This is a genomic window from Flavobacterium sp. 20NA77.7 (genome assembly GCF_031326205.1).
Lineage (GTDB): Bacteria > Bacteroidota > Bacteroidia > Flavobacteriales > Flavobacteriaceae > Flavobacterium > Flavobacterium nakdongensis.
The window spans coordinates 1,660,924-1,681,446 of sequence record NZ_CP133721.1 but is presented as its reverse complement, the minus strand read 5'-3'; the positions used below and the strand labels follow the sequence as shown (position 1 = coordinate 1,681,446).

The following is a 20,523-nucleotide window of genomic DNA, read 5'->3' as shown; positions in this document are numbered from 1 at the left end:
GAGTGGTTTCATTAGATGATTCAGGTATAACAACTATTAAACTTGCAGATAATGCTATAACAAATGTTAAGATAGCTTCTGATGCAGTTACGTCAGCAAAAATACTTGATGGAACTATTGTAGTTAGTGATTTAGGAAATGATGCAGTAGAAACAACAAAAATAAAAAATGCGAATGTAACCACTGCCAAGATTGCAGACAATGCAGTAACTATTGCAAAATTACCAACTGGTGCTACTGCAACTACTTTTTTAAGAGGAGATGGTACTTGGACAAATGATTCTAGTAATATTGTTTCTACAGAGATAGTTTTACCAACAAAAATAAATGGACAACAATTATACGCTATTTCTGGAAGTTTTTCTGCGAATGGAACGAATGCAATTGTAACAATAACAAAACCAACAGGTATGACTGGTTATTATTCAATTGTAGTATATAAAGATGGTAAAACTTTTAGAAATTCTATCTTATCTTTTGATACAGTTGCTGCTACAAACAATGTGGTAACAGGATATGGTCCTTTCACTGAAACTTATCCAGCAGGTACATATAATTATGTCTTAGAATATTTTAAATAATTTGAATATAATTTTTAAATTACATATAGTTAAGTAAATTCCAAAAAGATGTATGTAAATACATCTTTTTGTAGTTTAACTAAATTTAATATTAGTAATTGCTGTAAATTGCAACATGAAAATTATAATTTTGTACATAAATAATTAGTTAATGAAAAAAGCAAATATTTTAATTGTTGAGGATGAATTGTTAATAGCTAAAAATATTAGTTTGATATTAAAAAATGAAGGTTATGAGACAATATATGGAGTTACAGATTATGATGCTGCTTTAAATATTTTAGAGAGTACAGAGTTTGATTTGGTTTTGATTGATATTCAACTAAATGGTATTTTAGATGGTGTTGACTTAGGTGAATATTTATTAAAGAAAAATTCAATTCCTTTTATTTACATTACTTCAAATACGGATGCAATAACAGTAAATAGAGTTAAAGAGACTAGGCCTCATGGTTTTATTGTAAAGCCATTCAAGCCTGTTGATGTTGTCACCACAGTTGAGATAGTATTAAATAATTTTGCGCATGTTAACATTGATAGTTTTAGATATAAGATTGAAAAAATAGAAGATGATGTGCCTTTTATTTTGAAAAAAGTGGTAAGTTATATAAACGAAAATATTACTTCAAAAATTACCATCGATGAATTAGCAAGTTTGACAAGATGGACACCACAACATTTTAATTTATTATTTAAAAAATATACGAATCAAACACCTTATCAATATATTCTAATTAAGAAAATTGAAAAGGCTAAAGCTGAAATTATTGAAGATGATTTATCTCTTCTAGATGTTTCTTTAGGGTTGGGTTTTAAAAGTTATAGTAATTTTTGTAATGCATTTCAAAAGATAACAGGACAAACTCCTGAGCATTTTAAAAAAGAGCAAAATATTAAGAAACTCTCTAAATGATTTAAAAAAATAATTATATTTGGCAATATTTTTTTTTGTTAATGAAAAAGAAGACTTTAAAATTATTGCTAATAATAACAAATTTAATTGCTTTTTCTAATATTTTGAGTGCTCAAACTAATGATCCTATTGAGCCTCCACCTCCAGTTCCTATAAACGATTATGTAAATTTTGCAATAATTTTTGCAATTTTAATTGCTATTTATTTTATTTATAATTTTGAAACAAATAAAGAAAATTTATGAAAAACAATTTTCAATATTATATGTTTCAAAATTTTACTTTTTTAGTAAAAATTGTATTTTGTATTTATTTTTTTCACACTGGTGTTTATAGTCAAGTACAAAATAATGGTATATTGTTTATTAATGATAATGCCACTTTATATATTGGTTCATCAAATTTTATTTTTGGAGTTGCTTCATCTACTAAAACATCAAGAACCTCTAATAGTAATGGGAAATTACAATTAGGGGCTAATGCATCTTTTACTGGGTTTAGTTCTAGCTTATTTGTAGATGGTTTTTTAAGTACAAAATCTTCAAATTATACATTACTTCCTACGGGCCATGAAGCTGTTTATGCACCTATTGGAATTACAAATAGTGCACCAGTCAATGGTGTTGAAGTAGCTTATTTTAACAATACAATATTAGGAACTTTAGATTCTACATTAAGTACTTTACCTAGCACGGGATATTGGCAAATAAAAGGAGATAATCCTGTAATAACTCTTATCTGGAATTCGGATATCAGTAGCTTAACCAATTCAATTGCAAACTTAACCATAGCAGGTTTTAATACAACAACCTTAAAATGGGAAGCAATTTCATCAACTACTCCAACGGGAAGTTTAGTTGCCGGTACAATTTCTTCTATAACTAATGTTCCAATAAATAGTTACAATGCATTTACATTAGCAAAAAGAAGTATTTCTTGTGCAAATCTAGTTAATGTATCAGGAAATACTTGTACTTGGAATGGAACTTCTTGGGATGTAATTCCTACCTTAGCAGATAACGCTGTTATATTAGCTTCTGGTGCTCCAGGTTCATTTGTTTGCAATACCTTAAATATAGGTTCAAATAGCATTTCATTAACTAATAATGGTCAAACAATTGAAGTAGTGAATGATATTCAAGGGAATGGTATAATTTCCATGTCGTCAACAGCTAGTATTTTACAACGAAATGACTCTAGTGTTATTACTCCTCAAATTGTTCTAACAAAAAGTACAAGGTCAAATATGCGTGCTAATGATTATGTATATTGGGGCTCGCCATTAAATAGTGATTGTTTTAGCCAATTAGATGGCGCTAGAGCATATGATAGTAGTAATATACTACAAAGTAATTCTCCAGCATTTGATTATAAATACCAGTATGTTTCTGGTAATGCGTCTTCAACTGGAGGTTGGCAACCTTTATCTATAGTTGAAAAAGGAAAAGGCTTCATTATGCGAATTAAAGAGCAAGCTCCTTTTTCGGTGACAACACCATTTTCAGGGCATATCAACCTGACATTTTCAGGGATAGCAAATAATGGTAATGTAACTGTAAATACTTATAATTTAAATGCAACCAATCCAGCTAGTGCTAGAAATTTTAATTTATTGGCAAACCCTTATCCATCAGCAATTGATGCAGATAAATTTTTAGAATATAATACGAATTTAGATGGTGTAATTTATTTGTGGAAGGCTACAACTCCAAATTCTGGTTTAGCGGGGGCAACTTATGCTAATGATTATATTGCTTATACAAGAGCAGGTTCTACTGCAGTAACTGGTGTCCCCGGTGATGTCGACTTTACGGGAAAAATTGCCAGTGGTCAAGGGTTTAAAGTTAAAGCGTTAGATAATTCCTCAACTGTAGGTCAGGTGTTTTTTAATAATTGTATGCGAATTGCAATCAATAACAATCAGTTCATGAGAACAACTCAAGAAACATTGCAAAGTAGTAACAGATTTAAAGTTAAAATTACCGACTCAAATGGTAATGGTAATCAATTATTAATTGCGTATTTACCCGAAGCCTCCTTAGCATATGATAGAATGTATGATGCTTCTTTAAATTCTGTGAGTCCTGTTCAAGTTTACACATTGTTAGATAATACTTCTAGAAAATTAGCAATAAATGCGCGACCAATTTTTGATATCAATGATGAAGTTTTTCTTGGCTATGCAAAGAGTTCAACAGAATCATCTCCACTAAGCATAAATATAACTCAAAGAGAAGGAGTTTTTGAAAATTCAACTACCCCTGTCTATTTGTTCGATTCTATATTGAATATATATCATGATTTTAATAATGGTGCTTATAATTTTATTCCTCAGGTACAGGAAGATAATTCTCGATTTAAAATTGTGTATCAAACCCCATTAAGCACTTCAAGTTTTGTTAATAATAATGTACTTGCAACTGTAAGTCAAGGTGTTTTGAAAATCAATTCATCAATGCAACTTTCAAATGTTGACGTGTATGATATAACAGGTCGAAAAATTTTATCTACTAAATTATCTATTCCTGAAAATACATTTCAAATTCCTTTTTATCATGAAGAAGGTGTTTATATTGTTAAGAGTATGTTGATAAATGGACAAATTTTAAGTCAGAAAATAATAAATATTATAAATTACTAATTTTTACGGAATGAAAAAATATTATTTAGTCATTTTAGTTTTATTTTCATTTCATGGCAATTCACAAGTAGGTATTGGCACAAACAATCCCCATGTTTCTGCCATTTTAGATTTAACAAGTAGCAATAAAGGGCTTTTACCTCCTAGAATGACTTTAGAACAAAGAAACGCAATTCAAAATCCTATAGTAGGACTCGTGGTTTGGTGTGCAAATTGTGGTTCAGTAGGAGAAATGCAAGTATTTAATGGAACCGTTTGGACAAACTTAGCAGGTGGGGCTGCAGCAACTCCATTTTTATTAGATAAGCTATTAACTACGCCAGTAGCAGCTTATTCTTTGCGTTTACTTAGGTCTGGCTATACTGGAAATCCTGCAATAAGAGTGCGAAGAAGTTCTGATAATACAGAAACAAATATTGGATTTACAAATTCTGGAGATTTAGATGAAACCGCATTACTAGCATTTACGGGTAGTAGTGATGGTTTCGTGACAACTTGGTACGATCAAAGTGGTAATAATAATCATGCTATAAATACAAATACTGCTGCACAGCCACAACTTGTGTTTGCTGGTGTTGTTAATAAAATGAATAATAAACCTGCAATTAAAAGTACAGTAGCTAGAAATACACGTTTAGAACGAACACCTGCATCAGCAATTACAATTAGACAATTTAGTGTTGTAGGTCAAGGTGAGGTTAATGGTTCTAATTATGTTAATTTTTTACAACAAGCTGGTCCTAGTGCATTCTTTAGATACACTCCTTCAGGTAATATAGAAGCTTGGTTTCAAGGGGCTAATACAATTACGTCAACCTCACCTCAATTTACATCCTCAACAAAAATTTATTCAGCAGATTTTACAATAGGTAAATTATTTGCTAATGGTGTTGAAATAGGAAATAATTCTGTTACATCTCCAACTACAAGTTCAGCACTATACACGCTTTTTAATAATCCTGGAAATAATTTTCCACTTAATGGCTCCATGTTAGAAATGATACTTTTTTCTTCTGTTGTAAATAGAACTTTATTAGAAGCAGACCAAGGGACTTATTATTCAATTCCTGTAAATTAATAAAAGTAGTTTTGTGTAATATTTAGAAATAATAATCTATAAATTAGTTCATGAGAAATACAGTTTAGTATTTTGTTGTGTATGATATAAATGCTTGTTTATTTTTTTTCAATCAATTGGCTTTATTTCCAATTCAATTAAAATTGGTATTTTTTCAATTTTTTTTTTTGGATTAAAACTTACCTTTAATAATTGTAATTTAGAAATATCTTCATACAATTACGAAATTTTATAATCTTTGAGAATATTTAGTATTTTTTGTTTTATAAAAGAAATTTAGTAATCATAAAAAATCTTTTTATTTGAAAGTTGATATTGATAATTGAAATATAGTTTTTTATGAATATAGGTAAGTTTGTTCACCATTAATTTATTAAACTATATTAAATGAAAAAAATACTATTTATCTCAATCTACTTTCTGACTGTTATGGGTTATGCTCAAATAGGTTTAGGTACTTCAACCCCACATTCTTCTGCAGCTTTAGATTTAACGAGTACAAGTAAAGGTGTGTTAGTCCCAAGAATGACACATGCACAAAAAAACGCGATAACCTCTCCAGTTGCTGGGCTCCTTATATGGTGTTTAGATTGTGCAACCAGTGGAGAAATGCAAGTTTATAATGGTACGGCTTGGATAACAACTTTGGGTGCTGAAGCAAGTCCGCCAGCACCACCCACAAATTTAGTATACACAGGTTCGCCATTTACGTTTTATGATAGTAATACTATAACTGATATTAGTGCTCCTATAAATAGTGGTGGTGTGGTAACTAGTTATTCGATTAGTCCTAGTTTACCTATAGGTTTAAGTTTTAACACGTCCACCGGAGCTATTTCAGGTACTCCTACGGTTGCTGCAGCAACAGCAGATTATACTATTACCGCTTCAAATATAGGTGGTAGTACATCGGCAACTATTAATATTACGGTATTGCCTATTTTGAATTTTGCAACTGCAACAGCAGCATACTCGCTTCGTAGATTAAGCCCTTCCTATATTGGTAATGCTATTCGTGTGCGTAGAAGTTCAGATAATACAGAACAGGATATTGGCTTTGACGGTAGTGGCAATTTAAACCAAACTTCATTGATTTCATTTGTGGGAAGTAGTAATGGATATGTTACTATCTGGTACGATCAAAGCGGAAATGCTAGAAATGTTTTACAATCAACAATAGCAAATCAACCCCAAATTGTTAGTAACGGTAGTTTGATAACAAGAGCAGGAAAACCAGTTGTTTATTTCCCTACAGATCCAGCTTATCTTCAGGTAAATGCTAATTTAGGATTGCCAGCAACATATGCGATAGTAACAGGTGTTGATAATTTGACTACTAGTAATTTGGCTTTGACTCATTTTGGAACTTCAAATGGTATTGGAACTAGAATAGGTGTTGGAGGGCAACTTATTGCATCAAAAAGAGGTATTACTAATGTGAATACCAATTTATATGTCACAGCCATGAGTCAAAATTTGTTTGCATTGACACAAGCGACACATGGTGGGAGTAGTGCAACACGGTTTTATTTAAATGGTACTTCAAGCACGTTCTCTGATGGTCAGCAAGTCTTATTCCCATTGAGTAAGTTTACTATAGGTGCCTTTGCAACTGGAGATACAACGGTTCAAACTTTTGCTGGAGAAGCGTTTATTAGTGAAAGCATCTCATATACAGATATACTTTCAACAGCCCAAATACAATTAGTGCATAAAAACCAGGGTGCTTATTATGATGTTATTGTTAATTAAAAGAAATTAGTTTTTTACTATTTCTGTAAAGGATAGAAATACAAAAAAGTTCTTTAGTAGATATTGTTAAAGAACTTTTTTTAACTAAAAGAAAGAATATTTTAGACTGATTTAGCTTGTAGTTTGTTATAATTTTTCGATTACTAATATACATGTAAATTTTAAAATATATGAATTTTTAATACAACATCTTCGTTATCAATATAATTTATTTAATTTTTGTATTTATTTTTGTTCATTAAATGAAAAAATGAATTTAATTTCAATAAAATGAAAAAAACAATATTAGTAGCAATTTTATTTTCAACGCTTAGTTCGTTTGCACAAGTAGGAGTAGGTACTACTTCGCCAAATGCCTCTTCGGCTTTAGATATTACAAGCACTACAAAAGGATTATTGCTTCCTCGATTAACAGATAGTCAAAAGATGGCAATTTCTTCGCCAGCAGCAGGTTTATGGATTTGGTGTAGTGATTGCGGTGTTAGAGGGCAAATGCAAGTATATAATGGAACAGCCTGGACGAATATGACAGGAGGAGTTGCATTAAGTTCTTTGCTTTTAGATAGATTAGCTAGTACGCCAATTGCAGCTTATTCTTTGCGTTTGCTTAGGTCTGGCTATATTGGAAATCCAGCTATAAGAGTTCGAAGAAGTTCTGATAATACAGAAACAAATATTGGATTTACAAATTCTGGAGATTTAGATGAAACCGCATTACTAGCATTTACGGGTAGTAGTGATGGTTTCGTGACAACTTGGTACGATCAAAGTGGTAATAATAATCATGCTATAAATACAAATACTGCTGCACAGCCACAACTTGTGTTTGCTGGTGTTGTTAATAAAATGAATAATAAACCTGCAATTAAAAGTACAGTAGCTAGAAATACACGTTTAGAACGAACACCTGCATCAGCAATTACAATTAGACAATTTAGTGTTGTAGGTCAAGGTGAGGTTAATGGTTCTAATTATGTTATTTTTTTACAACAAGCAGGTCCAAATGCATATTTTAGATACGCACCCTCTGGTAATATAGAAGCTTGGTTTCAAGGGGCTACTGCAATTAACTCTAATATTTCCCAATTTACTTCTTCTTTAAAAATCTATTCCGCACAATTTACAACTGGTAAGCTATATTCTAATGGATTAGAAATTGGGAGTAGTTCTGTCACTTCTACAACTTCAAGTTCAAGTTTATATACTTTATTTAATAATCCTGGAAATAGTTCACCTCTTAATGGTTCTATGTCAGAAATAATACTTTTTCCTTCTGCAATAAATAGAACTATTTTAGAAGCTGACCAAGGTGCTTATTATTCTATAACTGTTAATTAAACATTTTTAACTTTGGTTTTCGCTAAAAATTAGGTATCAAGTCAATTAATTATAAAAACATGAAAAAAATAGTACATATTGTTTTTTTATTCGCTACGCTGCATATATTTGCTCAAGTAGGTATAAATACTTCTACGCCACATGCGTCTTCTATCTTAGATATTACGAGTACAACGAAAGGTTTTTTGTTTCCTCGAATGACTCAAGCGCAACGTAATGCCATTACATCACCCGCAGCTGGATTAGTAGTTTGGTGTTCTAATTGCGGTACAAATGGTGAATTACAGGTTTTTGATGGTGTAGCATGGACCACTGCTACAGGAACTACGGCGAGTATTCCACCAGATGTTGCGCCATCAAATTTAACCTATTCTGGTTCTCCATATAGTTGTTTTTTACAAACACTTATAACACCAATCGAAGCTCCTTCCTATCTAGGAGGTACGGTTACAAGCTTTTCCGTAAGCCCTTCCTTACCTTCAGGGTTAGTATTGAATACCACAACAGGTGAAATTACAGGTACGCCAACTGTTTTAAGTGCAGCAACAGATTATACAATTACAGCTACAAATGGTTCTGGGAGTACAACAGCAATTATTAATATTGCTGTTAATAATGCTCCGCCACCAACTGGTTTAGCTTATTCTGGTTCACCATATGTGTTTACTTACGGTTCTGCCATTACACCGGTAGCACATCCTACTAATAATGGTGGGGCAGTAGCGAGTTACTCAATTACGCCAAGCTTACCCGCAGGATTAACCTTTAATACAACTTCTGGAGCTATTACAGGAACTCCTACTGTTGTTTCTTCAGCTACTAACTACACTGTTACCGCAACTAATCCTTCGGGCAGTACTACGGCAATTATATCAATTACAGTAAATAACATTTCACCTACCAATTTACAATACACAGGTTCACCTTTTAGTTATTTTGTGCAAAATTCTATAACTCCAATCGCAGCTCCGACTAATACAGGTGGAATAGTTACAGCATATGCTGTATCACCAGCATTGCCTTCTGGTTTGACAATAAACACCTCTACAGGTGCCATAACAGGTACACCTACCGTAGCAGTTCCCGCTACTAATTATACCATTACCGCATCAAATGCAACGGGTAGCACAACTGCTACAATAAACATAACGGTAAATTCTGTTTTAGATTTAACAGGAATAAATAATACTACTGCAAATGTAGCCTATTCTTTACGAAAATTAAGTTCTTCATATACTGGTGCTGCTATACGTGTTCGTAGAAGTTCAGATAATGCAGAGCAAAATATAGGCTTTGATATGAGTGGTAATCTCGATCAGTCAGCATTGACTGCTTTTGTTGGTAGTGGCAATGGTTTTGTTACTACATGGTATGACCAAAGTGGTAAAGGAAAAAATGTAACACAAACAACTAATGCAAACCAACCAAAAATTGTTTCAAATGGTACCATTATTACTAGAAATGGTAAACCAATGATGAATTTTGAAAGTGGAACATCTGCTCGTTTAGTAAATACATCTACTACTAGTACATTACCGGTCTCAATGGTAAATGTAGCCGGTGTAGATAGGGTTTCTAGTTCTGAATTTAATTTTGCATCTATTGGAGGAAGTAATGGACTCTGTTTGAGAATACAAAATGGACAATTTATAGGAATCAAGATTGGATCTGCTTTAGTTTTTACTAATTCGTATGCTTCTGCAGGACAATTAAACGTTTTATCTGTTATACAAACTTCGTCAACTGGAAACATGTTCTTAAACGGAACCCAAGCTACAATTACCGCTGGAGGTTCTAACGGAGTAGCTAATCCTTCTCCAAATATTACAATTGGCGCACCTGGTGATTTTGGTGCTTCATCAAATGATGGTTTCTTAAGTGAAAGTATTTTTTATTCAAGTTTGCTTTCTACGACGGATAGACAAGCTTTGGAAGCAAATCAAGCGGCATATTATGGTTTGATTCCTGCGTTTACTTATCCAAGTGCTACTGTGGCAACTTATGCAAGTGCTGTAACAATCAATCCTTCTGGTTTGGCAAATACAGGAACATTTACAGTTAGTCCTTCATTACCTAGTGGCTTAACAATTAATGCAACTACAGGAGTAATTTCTGGTACACCAACTGTTGTTTCAGGTGCAACAACATATACTGTTTCTTCAACTACAGGTTTAGGGGTAGGTACATCGACTTTTAATTTAACTGTAAATGATATTGCACCTGCATTAACTTATGCAAACACAAATTTAGTGTTAAATGACCCAGCAACTATTTCACCAACTATTACAAGTGGAATGGTAGCTGCAACTTATAGCATAACACCTAGTTTACCATCAGGGTTGAGTTTAAATTCAAATACAGGTGTTATTTCAGGAACACCTACAGCAGCAATTCCAATCACTACATTTACTATTACCGCTACAAATAGTGGGGGTGTAGCTACAGCAACACTAAATCTTTACGTAGGAGCTACAGCAAACCCAACTAACTTAGTATATACAGGTTCACCATATGCATTTGCTGTAGGGGCTACCATAACGCCAGTAAGCGCACCTACTAATCAAGGTGGTGTACCTACAAGCTATTCAATAGCACCAGCATTACCTAATGGATTAGCTTTTGATACTGCAACAGGAGCAATTACAGGTTATCCTACTGTTGTTACTGCTGCCGCAGATTATACAGTAACAGCTACAAACCCTTATGGCAGTACTACAGCAACAATTAATATTGCAATAAATGAAGCGCCACCTGCCAATCTACAATACACAGGTTCTCCGTATAGTTATTATGTGCAAAATGCTATAACACCTATTGCAGCACCAACTAATACTGGCGGAATGGTAACTGCATATTCAGTGTCACCTGCATTGCCTTCAGGATTAGTTTTAAATACAACTACAGGTACTATTACAGGAACGCCTGCTGTAGCAGTTGCAGCTACAGATTATACGATTACTGCTTCAAATGTAGCTGGTAGTACAACAACTATTATTAACATAACGGTTTCACCTGTGTTAGATTTAACAGGTATTAATACTACAACAGCAGTTGCAGGATTTTCATTAAGAAAATTGAACTCTTCCTATAGTGGAGCAGCTATACGTGTTCGTAGAAGCTCTGATAATACTGAACAAAACATAGGTTTTGATGGCAGTGGAAATCTAGACCAGATGGCATTATTGACTTTTGTGGGTAGTGGAAATGGTTTTGTTACTACGTGGTATGACCAAAGTGGTAAAGGGAATAATGTAACGCAAACAAACAATGCTATTCAGCCTCAAATTGTTGCCAACGGAAGTGTAATTACAAGAAACGGAAAACTTGTAATGTATTTTCAAAATGCATATTTGCAAAGATCAGCAACAACTGTAGGTGTTCCTCATACGATGGTTAATGTAGGAGGTATAGATAATTCAAATGAATCATATGCTGCTTTTTCGGCTATAGGTACTGGAAATGGAACAATTATTGAAGTTGATTTATATGGTCAACCTGGTAATCTTGTAGGAACTAAAAGAGGTGCAGTATTTATGCCTACAAACGCTTTTTTAACTTCTTTACGGCTTAATTCTATTATAATGACCCAACCAGCAAGTGCACCAACTGAGATTTTTTTTAATGGTACACAAACTACAATTACTTCAGGAGCTTCAAATGGAGTTGCTTCACCTTCGGCAGTTATTACCGTTGGAGCCTATGGTGATTTAGCACAGATTAGTTCTGGTGCTTTTATCAATGAAACAATTTTTTACACAAGTGTACTTTCTAATACAGATATACAAACTTTAGAAGCAAATCACTTGGGATATTATGATTTAATTCCTTCGTTTACCTATCCAAGTTCAACGGTGGCAACTTATGGTGACTCTGTTACAATAAATCCATCTGGATTGTCTAATACAGGAATGTTTACAGTGAGTCCAGCGTTACCAAGTGGCTTAACAATTAATGCAACTACAGGAATAATTTCTGGTATTCCAACTGTTGTTTCAAGTGCAACAACTTATACCGTTTCTTCAACTACTGGTTTAGGGGTTGGAACATCGACTTTTACTTTAACTATAAATGATATTACTCCTGCATTAACTTATGCAAACACCAATTTAATATTAAATGACCCAGCAACTATTTCACCAACTATTACAAGTGGAATGGTTTCTGCAACCTATAGTATAACCCCTAGTTTACCTACAGGTTTAAATTTAGACACAAACACTGGAGTTATTTCAGGAACACCTACAACTGCTATACCTTTAACAACGTTTACAATAACCGCTACAAATAGTGGAGGAGTTGGTACAGCAACGTTAAATTTATATGTAGGTACTTCTGCTAGTCCAACAAATTTAACTTATACAGGTTCTCCTTTTGCATTTGCTGTTGGATCTACAATAACGCCAATAAATGCACCTACTAATCAAGGAGGAGCGCCAACAAGTTATTCAATTGCTCCGTCTCTGCCTAATGGATTAGCTTTTGATACTGCAACAGGAGCAATTACTGGTTATCCTACTGTTGTTACAACTGCAGCAGATTATACTGTAACAGCTACAAATGCTTCGGGTAGTACAACAGCTACTATTAATATAGAAATAATTGCTGCTCAACCAACAAACTTGCAGTATAGTGGTTCACCATATGTATATTATATGAATAATACCTATTCTATAGCTCCACCAATAAATAGTGGTGGTACACCTACATTATATGCCATTAATCCAAGTTTACCTTTAGGTTTGGTTTTCAATTCTAGTACAGGGGCTATTTCAGGTACACCAACTGTTATTTCAAGTGCAACAACTTATACAATAACAGCCTCTAATGGGCAAGGTAGTACTAATACCTCAATTTCAATTGAAATTTACCCTGTATTAGATTTAGCTAATTTGAATATTACTACTACTGCCTCTGCATACTCATTAAGAAAATTAAATTCTACATACACAGGTGCAGCAATTCGTGTTAGAAGAAGTTCTGATAATACCGAACAAAATATTGGCTTTGATGGTGTTGGTAATTTAGACCAAGCCAGTTTACTCTCTTTTGTAGGAAGTGGAGATGGTTTTGTTACTGTTTGGTACGATCAAACTAGATTTGCAAATAATATGACTCAAACAAATGTTGTTTATCAGCCAAGAATCGTAAATGCAGGTGTAATAGAAACCGTTAATAGTAAACCAGCGGTTTATTTGAATACTAAATATATGTCTGCTGGTTTGGTAGCACAAGGTTATCCAAGTACTATAAATGGGGTTGCTACCTCAAAAACAGCAACATCAACTGGTTTGTTTTTTGCAATTGGGTCTAATAATGGTCCTGGTATTGGTCTTGGGAATTATGTTTCTGTTGGTTCTACAGATTATAATCTTACAGGAATTAAAGGTGGAGTTGCTTATATGCCTACATCAACTGCGATTACACCAAATAGTTCTGCTATAATTACATTAAATACATTGACAGGTGGCGCTGCTTCAACTATTTCTTTAAATGGAAGTTCGGTTTCAATAAATGCTGGCTCAACCAATAATCCTTTTACTCCAACTGGCGGAATTTCTATTGGTAGTAATACTCCACAAGAAGCTCCAAATGTAATGATGAGTAATGGATATGTTCAAGAGGCTATTTTTATAAGTGGTAGTTTGACTACTCTTCAAAAGCAAGCTTTAGAGAATAATCAGGGAGCTTATTATGGTGTTACAATTAATTAATTTTTAACAATAAATTAGTAGGTTAGCTTAATTTTTTAAAACTCCTTATCAAGTATAAGGAGTTTTTTTATAGCTACATATTGTTTTTAGGGAATAATAGTGTTACTTTGAAGGCTTTAACATTAATATATAAAATTGAATATGAAATTTAAATGTATAAAATTATATTTTTTTCAAATAATTAGTTGCTTTTGTCTTCAATTAACTGTTTCAACATGTTTTTCGCAAACCACAAAACCTGTAAATGTAGATAGCTTGCTGGTATTAAAAAAATCAGGAAAGATAAGTCCAGTTGGTTTGTGTAAATTTTATGTCCAATTATACAATCAAAATTTTTATAAGGATAGGGCAAAATCATTAAAATATAATGATAGTTTGTACATGGTAGCCCATAAACATGGGCTTAATACACCAATGGGCGAGTATTTACAAAATTGTTCTTTTTTAAGCTATTTAGATTCAGACTACGCTAAAGCCTTGCGTTTATGTAAAAAAGCAAACCAATTATTTTTAAAAGATGAAAATTATAATTCTTATTTGTTTTCTATTACACGAGAATGTATGTATTTAGATGGATTAAGCAAATATGATGAATCATTAAATCTTGCATTAAATACAATAAAAAAGTATAATAAGTATACAAATTTAGAAGGGTTAGGCTCACTATATATAACTATTTCAGAGCAATATTATTATGGACACAAGTTAAAAAACGCCTTAATTAATGCAAAAATTGCGTTAACTATTTTTCAAAAAAGAAAATATTATCATGGTATTGCAGAGTGCGATACTTTAATTGCTGTAATACTAGCTGATTTAGAAAACTATACAGAAGCAATTGCACGCATTAAACGATTAAATGATTTACCGGAAGAAATAAGGCTTAATGAAACGTATTATTTACGATACTTATTATACATGGCAGAATTTCATATTAAAAGTGATAAGTATAAAGAAGCTATTCATTATGCAAATACAGCCATTAATAAGTTTAAAAATTTAAAACTCGATTATTATATAATTGAAATGCAATTATGTAAAGCAGATGCATATCAAAAGTTAGGCAGAAACTCAGAAGCGCTTAAAATAATAAAGTTTATTGAAAAAAATATTTATGATTTTGCCTCATCTGAAGATATAGACCCAGGATTAAAATATATTAATAAGATTAAATCTAACATATTTTATGCACAAAAAAAATATGAATTAGCACTAGAAACCATAAAGAAGAATTTATTATTTGAGAATATTAATGTTGAAACTTATAAAGAAATTTCTAAAATTGAATTTAAATTAGCGAAGTATAAGGAAGCTTTTGAAAGTTTAGAAATGTATAATATTAAAAAAATAGAACAGTTTAAAGAAAATCAGAAAAATAACATTGATGAATTACAAGAGTTATACAACAATAAAGATAACGAGTTTCAAATACAGGAACTAAAGTTAAAAAAAGCTAAAAATGAATTACTGTTAATAAAAGAGAAAAATTTTTCAAATAAGGTTATTATTATATTGACTATATCATTTATTGGAATCATACTTTTAATATATGGTTATAGAGTTAAAAAGAAAGTTGGTCAAATTTTAAAATATAAGAATGGTAAACTAGAAGATATAAATAATTTATTGAGTAAATCAAATAAAGAAAAAGAAGTATTACTAAAGGAAATCCATCACAGAGTAAAAAATAATTTACAGTTGGTTTCAAGTATATTGTACATTCAGGCTAATGATACCCCTGATATTAGTGTAGCTGAATTTTTAGACGAATGTCAAAGTAGAATTTCATCTATAGCGTTAATTCATCAAAATTTATATTTGTCTGATGATTTAGATAAAGTTGGATTTCAAAAATATCTTGAAGTTTTAGCCGACAGTATAATTAATACTTTTTCAGAAAAAAATCGAGTAAGTTTAAAGATAAATGCAAATAAAACGCGATTAAATATTGAAACATCTATTTCACTAGGATTAATTATTAGTGAATTAATTTGTAATTCAATAAAACATGCCTTTAAAAATATTGATAATGGAGAAATTACTATTGAGTTAACTAAAATGTCGAATGATAAATACAGTTTAGTAATAGGTGACAATGGAAGTAATTGCGAAGTAAAAGAAAACGGGTCAATGTCAATTGGATTAGAATTAGTTAATTTATTAGTAATGCAATTAAAGGGTACATTATTAAAAATGGATAAGGAAGGGACATATTATGAGATTGTTTTTGAAGAAGTAGATGCTTAAATAATACCAGTATGAGGTTCAAAAAAAATTATTGTTTTTTCCCCTGACAATAAAGTATTTGAAGTAGATTTGAACGAACCTCATCTGGTATTCTACTGCAAAACTACATACTTTTTTAGTAATAAATAACGTTTGATTTTAAAAGTAATTATTTATTATTATTTTTTGATATTGAATATGATTATATGATATATTCATACTCGATTAGTGGTGTATTTTTGAATTATTAATCAAAAATTTTACTTAATGAGTACAAATACTATCATAATAGATTCAGATGAAATTTTCACAAAAAAAGTATGTTTTTTTATTGATAGTTTAGTTGGTTTTGATGTAAGCTATGTTAATAATTCATTTGCAGATATTGATAAATTAACTAATTGTAACTTACTAATTGCAACCACTAATTCAGAAACGTATGAATCGGATTATATATCAATTAATAAAATTAGTAGTAACAATCCTGATATTATGATTGTATTGCTAACTACTAGCGCAACAAACGAAATGATAACAAAAGCATTTTTAAATAAATTTGCAGCTGTAGTTGATAAAAAATATTTTCTTTCCTACTATGAATTTATTTTAGAAAATATTCTTACAATCAAAGGATTTTATGTTTCTCCCATTTTAGCAAAATACATATTTGAAAAAGTTTCTTTACCTAAAACAAGCAACATTACTTTGTTAACTAAAAAACAAAATGATGTAGCATATTATCTTTCCAAAGGTTATTCATATATTGAAATTGCTAATGAAATGAATCAATCTGTTAACACTACTCGTATGCATACACGATTGCTTTATAGAAAAATTAATATCAAAAGTAGATTTGAATTAATCAATATGTTACAAAATGGAAACTTAAAATTAAACCCAATTACTTTTAATCCCATAGTAAATAAATCAAATTTTATATACATAACAGAGAAGGAAAAGAAGGTATTAACTTTATTAAAGGATAATAAAAATATTAAAGAAATAGCATCTGAACTTTCAATTACTCAATTTTCTACTAAGTATTATATAAATAAGTTGAAACAAAAAAACTTAATTATTTAAGTTAATCAATCATTTCAACTATTTATAAATATTTTAAAATACATAAATGAGATTACAAGTTAAACATAATAATATAAAATTATACGAAAAAGAAAAATGCACTAGTATTAATATTAATCAAATAGACACAATTTATATCAGAAAAATAATAAATTTTAAAAGCATAATCTGTTTTATTGTTGTTTTAATTTTTTATATTTCTGTAATTTATTTTTTAAAATTCTTTTTTATGTTTATAATATCAAGTGTAATGTTATTTATTGTTTTCTATATTGATTTTTTTTATAAAAACAAATTATAAAGTTGTTATACATTATGAAAATAAAACGATTTTATTTTATTCTAATGATAAAAATTTATATGAAGATATAGTTATTTTAGATTATATAGTTAAAAATAAATAGTCAATTAAAATAAAATCACAATTGAGCAATATTACGCAATTGTTTTAATTTTTAGCCTACTACTTTTGTTTTTATTGATTTATAACATCTTTATGCGTATTGTTCACTTTCAAATAAAAAATTAGATTTGAAAAAACAAAAAATGCGAATATTAGATGAGTAACATCAATTTTCGTAAAGTAGTTATAAAACAAGGAAAATATTTTTGAGAAATATAAAGATTTCAAGACGCTAAAATGATTAAAAAAAGTGAAATATAATCATAACAAACTTTCGCCTATCTTGCTAATAAGGTATGTTAGTAATCAGAAAGTTTCGCATATAAACAAGTTAGCGGGCATTGTAAAACCCCGACACATAAAAAATTAACGATACAGTATGACAGTCAAAAAAGGTGAACATTTAGAAAAAGAAGGACCTCTGAAAAAGATATACTTCTACTACGACAGTGAAAGCGGAATTAAACAACTGTCAAGTGAAGTATTCAAGAAGTCTGACCAAATTGTTCACTACCCCAGGGGTTATGAAGGTGGCGACAAATACAAAACAATTAAGAAATTCACTTATAAAGGGTTTAAAGGAAAACTCCCAGTGGGAGTAAACAAATCCGTAAATTTTGGTTACGGTTTTACAAAGACATTAAATCCTTTTGCTTATCATATTAATGACAATTACGACATAGTCGAAGTAATAATTGAGAAAGGCGGAAAAGTAGAACTTGATTTAGCAAACAAAAAGCTTTACTTGAATGAAATTGCTCTTTCGACATTACAAGATGCATTTAGCAGTATATTCAAAAAAAACAAAGAAGAAGTAGATTTTGTGCTGAAAACAAACTTGCATACATTATTTCCAACTTCAATAGTAAAACCAACTAAAACTTATATTTCAAACGCATTAGCAAATTCGCTTTCTTCTTGGGGAAATACAATTGATGAATTTTCAGACGAAGACAAAAAAGCAATTAAAGACTTATTTGATAAGCTTTCATTAAGCACTGACTTTCTTACAAAAGAAGCACTTGCCAAGACAAAGGAAATCGTTGACAATAAATACATTCAAGAAACTCTGAAAAAATACAAGGAGTTAATGGCTATCAAGACTGATAGTGATAGTCTTGAAAAAAAGTGGCAAGAGTTCTTAAAAGACAATAGTTGGATTTTCTCCTACATTTTCGCACAGCCAGTAATTCTTTATAAACGTGAAGCATATGTTGGTGGCAAAACTATTGACAACAAGAATGGTAAGTTCAATGACTTTCTGATTAAGAATAGCTTAAGCGACAACGTTTCATTTTTAGAAATTAAAACACACAAAACCAAACTTCTTGACCCTTCAACTTATCGTGGAGAAGATGTTTACAGTGCAACTAAAGATTTGACAGGAAGCATTAACCAAGTATTAAATCAACGGGACAACTTTCAAAAAGAATTTTACTCTCATAAAGTAAAGAGTAAAGGCGGTTTTGAAACATTTAATTCAAAATGTGTAGTTCTTATTGGTTCGACTAAGGACTTGACAGAAGAACAGAAATACTCTTTTGAGCTTTTTCGTAGCAACAGCAGAGATGTTGAAATTATAACTTTTGACGAGCTACAAACAAAAATTGAAAGTTTACAAAAACTACTTAAAACCAAATGATACGAACAGAATAATGACCTTTTAACATATTTTGACTACATAAATAATGGCAGATTTAACATATATAGAACGAGCAAACATTGAAAAGTTTTTAGGAATGAAAAGTGGTTATGTAATGGACTTTTCTGACAGGACTTTTCAAGAATTTGTTGGTGAAGTAGTTGGACTTGATATTGACGATGAAAAATATCATTACGCTTCAAACTCAAAAGCAAACCGTCTTAGACAATTTATTAAAGTTGAATCAAACTATACCTTTGGAAAATTACTTTCTGCGTTTTGCGACTATTGGCTTTCAAAAGTTCATACAGGAGAAATTGATCCAAGAGACGATGAAAACCTATACAAAGAGTGCGTAAAAATTTCAGAGAGACTTAAACAAGAAAGTATTGTTGAACATATTGACGCTATTCAACCAAACGTTGATGACAGAGACTTCAAATTGCTTGCAAAGTCAATAAGAGAAAGTATTGAGAAAAACGAACCCGAAGCCGCATTAGACAGACTTCATACTTTTACTTTTCGGTATCTAAGAGAACTTTGTGACAAACATAATATCTCTTATGAAAAATCCGACTCTCTAAACGCTGTTTTTGGAAAATACATCAAATTCTTGGTTGACAATAAGCACATTGAATCAGTTATGGCGGAGAAAATTTTGAGATACTCTATCAATGTTGTCGAAGCATTTAATAACATTAGAAATAATAAAAGTTTTGCCCACGACAATCCAGTTTTAAACTATCACGAAAGTGTTTTGATTTTCAATAATGTTTCGAACACAATCAAATTCATTGAAACAATTGAAAATAGTTTAAAGAAAATTAAAGAACCAGAACAGGCAGACTGGAATGATTTGCCATTTTAATAACTTCAAAAAAATAAATATATGAGCACATTTATCAAAAAACTGTATGACCAAAACGGAAAAGAAACAGGAGCAATTTTAAGTGTTGTTTTTGGTGCACCGACCAATATTCAACAAAAGAACATTATAGAAAACAGGTTAATTCAATATGCTTTTGACACGCTTTATCCAGGAGAAGGTTTAAATATTTACCGAGATATGTATATTGACACACCTTCAATTACTGTTATAAGAAATATCAATAATCTGCCTGATCAAAAAATTACTATTTGACAAAATAAACAACG

At 31.0% G+C, this 20,523-nt stretch carries 13 protein-coding genes; all 13 read left to right on the top strand.

The genetic code is table 11. The features are described from left to right. Positions 1-2: 2 nt before the first annotated feature. The 13 genes from RF683_RS07460 to RF683_RS07400 all read left to right on the top strand — a co-directional run bounded on the left by RF683_RS07460 (position 3) and on the right by RF683_RS07400 (position 20,509). Positions 3-581, top strand: a complete 579-nt coding sequence (locus RF683_RS07460) for a hypothetical protein (protein WP_309531703.1) — start codon at positions 3-5, stop codon at positions 579-581. A gap of 151 nt (positions 582-732) precedes the next feature. Next, complete coding sequence (locus tag RF683_RS07455) at positions 733-1,494, top strand: response regulator transcription factor (RefSeq protein WP_309531702.1); 762 nt, start codon at positions 733-735, stop codon at positions 1,492-1,494. A 41-nt stretch (positions 1,495-1,535) separates the two neighbouring features. Continuing rightward, positions 1,536-1,739, top strand: a complete 204-nt coding sequence (locus tag RF683_RS07450) for a hypothetical protein (protein ID WP_309531701.1) — start codon at positions 1,536-1,538, stop codon at positions 1,737-1,739. Then, entirely contained in the window at positions 1,736-4,135 is a 2,400-nt protein-coding gene (locus RF683_RS07445) for a hypothetical protein (protein WP_309531700.1), read from the top strand. Before RF683_RS07450 ends, RF683_RS07445 begins: the two co-directional genes overlap by 4 nt. Positions 4,136-4,145: 10 nt before the next feature. Next, positions 4,146-5,213 (top strand): arabinofuranosidase catalytic domain-containing protein, encoded by a 1,068-nt coding sequence (locus RF683_RS07440; RefSeq protein ID WP_309531699.1) that lies wholly within the window; start codon positions 4,146-4,148, stop codon positions 5,211-5,213. A 387-nt stretch (positions 5,214-5,600) separates the two neighbouring features. Then, positions 5,601-6,965 carry a putative Ig domain-containing protein gene (locus tag RF683_RS07435; protein WP_309531698.1) on the top strand — a complete coding sequence of 455 codons (1,365 nt, stop codon included), beginning with the start codon at positions 5,601-5,603 and terminating at the stop codon, positions 6,963-6,965. 270 nt (positions 6,966-7,235) lie between these two features. Continuing rightward, entirely contained in the window at positions 7,236-8,303 is a 1,068-nt protein-coding gene (locus tag RF683_RS07430; RefSeq protein WP_309531697.1) for an arabinofuranosidase catalytic domain-containing protein, read from the top strand. A 59-nt stretch (positions 8,304-8,362) separates the two neighbouring features. Further along, entirely contained in the window at positions 8,363-14,014 is a 5,652-nt protein-coding gene (locus RF683_RS07425; RefSeq protein WP_309531696.1) for a beta strand repeat-containing protein, read from the top strand. Between the two features lie 381 nt (positions 14,015-14,395). Continuing rightward, positions 14,396-16,261, top strand: coding sequence for a tetratricopeptide repeat-containing sensor histidine kinase (locus tag RF683_RS07420; protein ID WP_309531695.1), 1,866 nt, complete (start codon positions 14,396-14,398; stop codon positions 16,259-16,261). A 246-nt stretch (positions 16,262-16,507) separates the two neighbouring features. Beyond that, complete coding sequence (locus RF683_RS07415) at positions 16,508-17,323, top strand: LuxR C-terminal-related transcriptional regulator (RefSeq protein ID WP_309531694.1); 816 nt, start codon at positions 16,508-16,510, stop codon at positions 17,321-17,323. A 782-nt stretch (positions 17,324-18,105) separates the two neighbouring features. Beyond that, positions 18,106-19,368 (top strand): Shedu immune nuclease family protein, encoded by a 1,263-nt coding sequence (locus RF683_RS07410; RefSeq protein ID WP_309531693.1) that lies wholly within the window; start codon positions 18,106-18,108, stop codon positions 19,366-19,368. 46 nt (positions 19,369-19,414) lie between these two features. Continuing rightward, the gene (locus RF683_RS07405; protein ID WP_309531692.1) at positions 19,415-20,236 is read left to right on the top strand and encodes an abortive infection family protein; all 822 of its coding nucleotides are present in this window, start codon (positions 19,415-19,417) and stop codon (positions 20,234-20,236) included. Between the two features lie 21 nt (positions 20,237-20,257). Next, entirely contained in the window at positions 20,258-20,509 is a 252-nt protein-coding gene (locus RF683_RS07400) for a hypothetical protein (protein ID WP_309531691.1), read from the top strand. The last annotated feature ends 14 nt before the right edge of the window (positions 20,510-20,523 follow it).